This is a genomic window from Bartonella sp. CL25QHWL (genome assembly GCF_042195335.1).
GTDB lineage: Bacteria > Pseudomonadota > Alphaproteobacteria > Rhizobiales > Rhizobiaceae > Bartonella.
This window is the reverse complement of record NZ_JBHIOE010000034.1, coordinates 1-5,568: the sequence shown is the minus strand read 5'-3', so window position 1 is coordinate 5,568 and position 5,568 is coordinate 1. Positions and strand designations below refer to the sequence as shown.

4 protein-coding genes are annotated in these 5,568 nt (G+C 35.7%); all 4 read right to left on the bottom strand.

Annotated elements, in window-relative coordinates:
• A partial coding sequence (locus ACFILY_RS08995; RefSeq protein WP_375637898.1) for an abortive infection family protein occupies positions 1-782 on the bottom strand: 782 nt, incomplete at its 3' end.
• A 1,509-nt stretch (positions 783-2,291) separates the two neighbouring features.
• Positions 2,292-3,656, bottom strand: coding sequence for an MFS transporter (locus tag ACFILY_RS08990; protein ID WP_375637899.1), 1,365 nt, complete (start codon positions 3,654-3,656; stop codon positions 2,292-2,294).
• Between the two features lie 57 nt (positions 3,657-3,713).
• Positions 3,714-3,950 carry a hypothetical protein gene (locus ACFILY_RS08985; protein ID WP_375631802.1) on the bottom strand — a complete coding sequence of 79 codons (237 nt, stop codon included), beginning with the start codon at positions 3,948-3,950 and terminating at the stop codon, positions 3,714-3,716.
• A 304-nt stretch (positions 3,951-4,254) separates the two neighbouring features.
• Positions 4,255-4,647: a hypothetical protein gene (locus ACFILY_RS08980; protein ID WP_273790981.1), complete on the bottom strand. Its 393-nt coding sequence runs from the start codon at positions 4,645-4,647 to the stop codon at positions 4,255-4,257.
• Positions 4,648-5,568: the final 921 nt, after the last annotated feature.

Here is a 5,568-nt window from a genome sequence, read left to right as displayed (position 1 = left end):
AGAGAATGGGCGGCATTAAAAGTTAAACGCGCATGGCGAGGCTTGAGATTGATTAGTTCAAAATCCTTTTTTGAGCGGCCGTGCGCTGCACCTTTCTTGTTTCTTAACTTTATAGTACCGCGCACAATTTGATACAGACCGGATGCGATCATTTTTAAGTCATTTTCATCTAGATCTTGATTTTTTAAGTTTTCTTGCTTCATATCTTCGGGATGGATCTTAGCTTTCTTAACGACTTCTTCCCATAAAGCGGGCAGATTATTACGGGCGTTTTCTGCATATGGGATAGAATGGTGGTCGAGATAAGCTTTGCAAGAGGCTTCCAACAGATTTGCTGCAAATAGAACCGCCTCCCTTGGATCTTTTTCTATATTTTCTAATGCTCTTTTTACTTCGATTTCTACTGCTGAAAGGCCTTTCTCTGTAATACGTTTTTGTAGCTCTTCTGTAGAGAGGAGACCAGCTTTTTGCAATTCTTGTGTGGAGGTCAGCTCATTCTTGATAATATATCCTCCACGCTGATATTCCAAGTCATATTCCTTTAACTTTTCTAAAACTGTACGTTTATCTTTTTGTAACTGTAAAATTTTTTCATATAATGATGGATTTAATCCGCTTGGGTCTGGGTCATAATATTCTTTTTCTAAAAAATCCCCAAGCAAGTTACCAAGGACTTCAAGCGGTTCTTCGCATTCCACATTGATTGCACGTAGCCATGCTTTAACTTTTTCGGATTTTGTACCTTCTGGAATCTCAGAAGGAGCAAATGATGCAATAAACAAGTTATTTAACTCCTTACACGTATAATGGTGCGCAAACATTGGAGGAAGTAGTCCAATGATTACAGGAGGGATTTTGTTTTTCTGAGAGATTTTTTGCGGAGACGATAATTGCATTTTATGGCTTTATAATATCAAAAAGTGGTATGTTGAGTGGTTTTTAGAGTATGATTTTATTGCCTGACCTTGCTTAGAAAGTCGCGCAACAATTTTGTGGCTTATATAAGATTTGTGAAAAAGAAATACTATATTGTGTTTTAATTTTTTTCTCCTTTCATTGTTATAACAGTGAAGCAGTGAAGGGGGGAATAGTGTGTGATAATTCGAAAAATATAGAATGAGAACAGAAGTATAATTTTGTATTATCGTAACTGCAATAGCATTCTTTATTGGCAGATTGTTTATTGGAGAGAAGGAAGCAGGTAATGCGCATAATCCCTGAACGGAAGGTTTTGTGACAAGAATTTCAATAATGGCATGTTACTAAATGTTGTGTGTGTTCTTTGCTTGTCAGAAAGAGCAGATGGGGTTCTTTATTTGCATAACCGGTATAGAGTAATGAGTAATGCGGGAGGCTAGTTTAAAATCTCGTTTATTCCGTTAAAGCTTACGGTTTTCTATAAAAAGACTGTTTTCATTATATCCGCTGTGAAGCTCGCATACTTGGTAGATGGAAATATACGCGTTTATCGTGTCTGTAAGGGAGCTTGAAGCAATGAAGTTATGTGTAAAAGAGTTCTGAAAAGCTTCTTTTGTCCGTAAATTTTATAAGGAAAATCTAAAGGCAGGAAAATGTTAGAGAAATCTAAGAGTACGCTGTGAAAATCAAGAAACAGTCTTTTTAGAGATGGTTTGCTGTCTGTATTTTCAATGTTTTTAAAATTTCCCTCTCAATGAGAGAGGGCTTTTTTATTAAAGTGGGGGAGATTTCTTATAACAGTTAACAATGAAATGGAGAGAAGATGCTGCTTTACCAGCTGTTTTTGTCGCTTCAGTTTCATTTGGACCTATTGCTGTTATGAAAGCATAGTGATTCAATGACTTTGAAAAGGGGCGAATAACATTATCAAGTTTGTAATACAGTGCGATTTTTCACATCGCGGTGCGTTATAGAAGATGATTAGCATTTATAGGGGCGTGCGCGGGGGCGGGTTCTATATTCTATGCTGGTTCGGTAGGGCGTCTGTTAGCGCATTTATGAGACTATTCCGCATTGAAATGCGTGCTTAATTTCGTGGATCTTTGCAAAGGTCTGATCAGAAAATCCCATATTTCAAGAGGTTTTTAGAGGGATTTAAAAGCACAGAGGTATCATAAAATTACAAACACCGTACGTTACTGGAGGTGATCAATTTTAGAGCTTAAGGAGCTTATCGGTTTAGTGTTCTTTCATAAAAATGATGAAGGCTGTGGTCAAGGTATCAGTGTGTTGGTTTCTCGAAAAGTGGTGAATGCTGTATGATTTTATAAGCTATTGCCAATGTTATGGATAGGGAGTTCAAATAAAGCATATCATAAATCAAAATTCTTCTCTTTACGCGATAAGAGGAGGGCTAGGCAAAACAGTAAAAATGCAGCGATAGAGAATATGAAGAATACGATATATGTTTGGTTTAAGGACAGGTATTCTTCTGTCAGAGAATGGATCAAAAAGCCAGCGAATATACCCCCTAAGGCACCACCTATTTGCTGTAATATGCGTGTGATAACGGCTGTATCTTTGACGTATAAACTGTTGACATATTGGATGGGGGCGGAAAGGCAGACAATGGTGGCGATGCCAAGTCCTATGCCTCTTAGCAAGAATCCAAGTCCATCCATGCTTATATTATAGCCGAAGCATAATAACCCAAGGCTTGATATCACTAAACCAATTCCTATCATGAAAAAGGGAGATTTTTCTTTCCATTTTTGGTAAATAAATTTCCTTCCGATCCATGCTCCTACCCCTTGCAGAGCTAGGAGGGCACCGATGATGAGAAGGCTATTTTCATGGGCTTGTTCCATGGCAATGGCTAGTGGGAAATAAACGAGGAAGCTATAAAAAAGAAATGAAGCAACAAGCCCCATGATCATGAGTAATGTATAGCGCGCATTTTGAAATCCGCTAAAGACGATTAATTTGTTTTTTGCTTTCTGATTAGAAACAATGAATAATATGAGAAATATCACGGCTATAAGTGCTAGGATATATAAGTGGTTTTTGTTATTGATGTTTCTGGCTTCTGTGAGGTAAAAAAACGAAAGAAGCGATATGGAAAACGCTAAAAATGCAAATAAGTTAAATTTTGTTTTTGTTGTTTCGTTGTTCTTTAAATGTTTTGCTCCAAGGGTGAGTGCCAATAAAATAAGCGGAATATTAATAAAAAATAACAAACGCCAAGAGACATACTGAGCAAGTGAGGCGCCCACCAGCGGACCAAAGGCAGGAGCGAAAACTGTTGGTACGGCTATGGTGCCCATGGCTTGGCGCACTCGTGTCTGTCCAAATTGTAAGGCAATGATGGTTTGGCTAAGGGGTAGCAAAAGACCGGTCCCAAAACCTTGAACGATACGGGCAGATATAATAGTTGGAAAACTATAGCTTAATCCTACCCCCAGTGATCCAAGCATAAAAATGAAGCTTGCAAGAAACCAAGTGCTTTTGATACCTATTCTTCCTTGCACAAAAGCTGCCATCAGTAGTCCTGGCACGGTGGCTAGAAAATAGGATATTACAATCCATTGTATATTATTTCCTTCCACGGAAAAATAATGCGCAAGGTTAGGAAGGATGACATTAACAATGCTTCCGTCCAGCAGAGGAAGTATGCTGGAAATAATGACGGTATATATGACATACCGTTCTGTTTTTGTATAGGAATCTACCTTTTGCATGATCGTGCTCCCTACAGATGTTCTTTAAAACATTGGTTGCGCCTCATTCACAGACTTTTAAAAATTAACACGTGTTTGTGATGTCTGCGGTTTTGATATTGGAATGAATGTGATTGGAAGTGCTGATGGTCCCCAAATGCTTCTCTTGTGTACAAACCCCTCTTCCTCCAAAATGAAGCCATCAGTTAAGCTGATTTTGATGAGTTTATCGAGGAGTCTGTTTTCTGTCAATTCACTTTGCATGAGAGCAAAAGCAGAACCTACACGAGACGTGCATGCCTGCTCCATTTGCATTTATTATTTAACATGGAAAATGTGAAAATCTTTATAAATCAAATTATTGACTTAAAAATCCAATGTTTGTTTATATATCATTTTTTATGCTTAAATGATTGTTTGGGTGTCAAATGTATTCTCAATAGTTTATAATTTTCTTTTCTTAAATGTGCAGCCCTTTCTGGAAAATATTCGACAATCTCTTGATTGTTTAATAAAAATTAAAATCGGTTATAAGGAAGGGCTTGTAAATTATAGAGTAGGAAAAAGGTGCATTTTATAAACAACAGGGGAGGGTTGTTTCCATAGCCCAAACATTTTTTCAAGTTGTTATGGTATCTTTTTGAAGTGCTTGATCGATAAAAGTTTCATAATTATCAGAAACAATATATTGGGTATTTTCTCCCAAAGCTTTGAAATGTTCATGACCGCAATGGATTTTTGCTTTTTCCAGATCGCGCAACATGTCTTCGAAAATACTTCCTTTGCTTTCCACAACAAAATACAGTTTTTCTTGCCCATCTTGCTCGAATAATACAGCCCAATCGGGAGTATATGATCCAAGAGGTGTATCAATTTTAAACCATTTAGGCAGTTGCGCATAAACTTTAATCTCATCGTTTTTTTCAAACGATTGTGCAAAACTAAACTCAATATCTGAATCATAAATAACATGATCATAAGGTGATCTATGGTTTTTTACATATTCTTTTATAAAACAATTTGCTTTTATATTTATTAAAATGCATTTTCTATTTTATTTTTTCGTATAATTAGCCAATGAAGCTTTTGCTCTAATGTCGCAATTTGTAAAAAAACTATTTGGTCATTCAATATGAAACTTTTTATGTCGGTTTCTTGTATTGAAAGCAATGGTACGATTTTTGATATCTGATAAAAATATTTACAAAAGAATTAATAACGCATGATTATAGAATTTTGTCCTTTGTTTGAAGCATGTAAAGTTAAACCATTGTTTATTCATAGATTTTATGTTCATTATTTATTTGATACATTTAATCTAGAATGTAAATTGTGTTCGTATCCTCAAACTAAAATACTGGTATTGAAGTGGTGAGAGTGTTGCTTTGTTGAGAATAGATAATTTGGTAGGTTGGTATTCCCTTTGTATCAGAGAATTCAACTTATTCTCTCATATTGTGTGTGGATGAAATGTTAACCGCATAATGCTCCCTCTTACATGAGATGTAAGATTGATATGTTTTCCACATTGAGAAAAGTTGTTGATCGTAGAGAAATATTTTTTTGCGAAATTCGTTTGGCTTAAATGGAAAAAATAGAGCAAGAGCCGCATATTTGTTATGCTGTAATGGCATATATATAATCGATGGAGTCAACACTTCATTTAAGAAGTTTTTTAAAGGAAAAACATAAAAAAATAGAATTATTGAAAAAAATCTTTTATTTTGAAGCTTGTTTCTCACGATTATAAAAGCTTCACGTGGATTTCGAAAATTCTTGTTGTGTTGAAAAGCATGAAAAATCAAGAAAATTTTGCAAAAAAGCTGCACTATACGTGCAGCTTTTTATGTCTTTGTTTTAAAGGTAGACGTTTTAAAGCATGAAAGTGTCCTTACGGCTTCTATAACCATAATAGCCAAAAACACTGGAAATA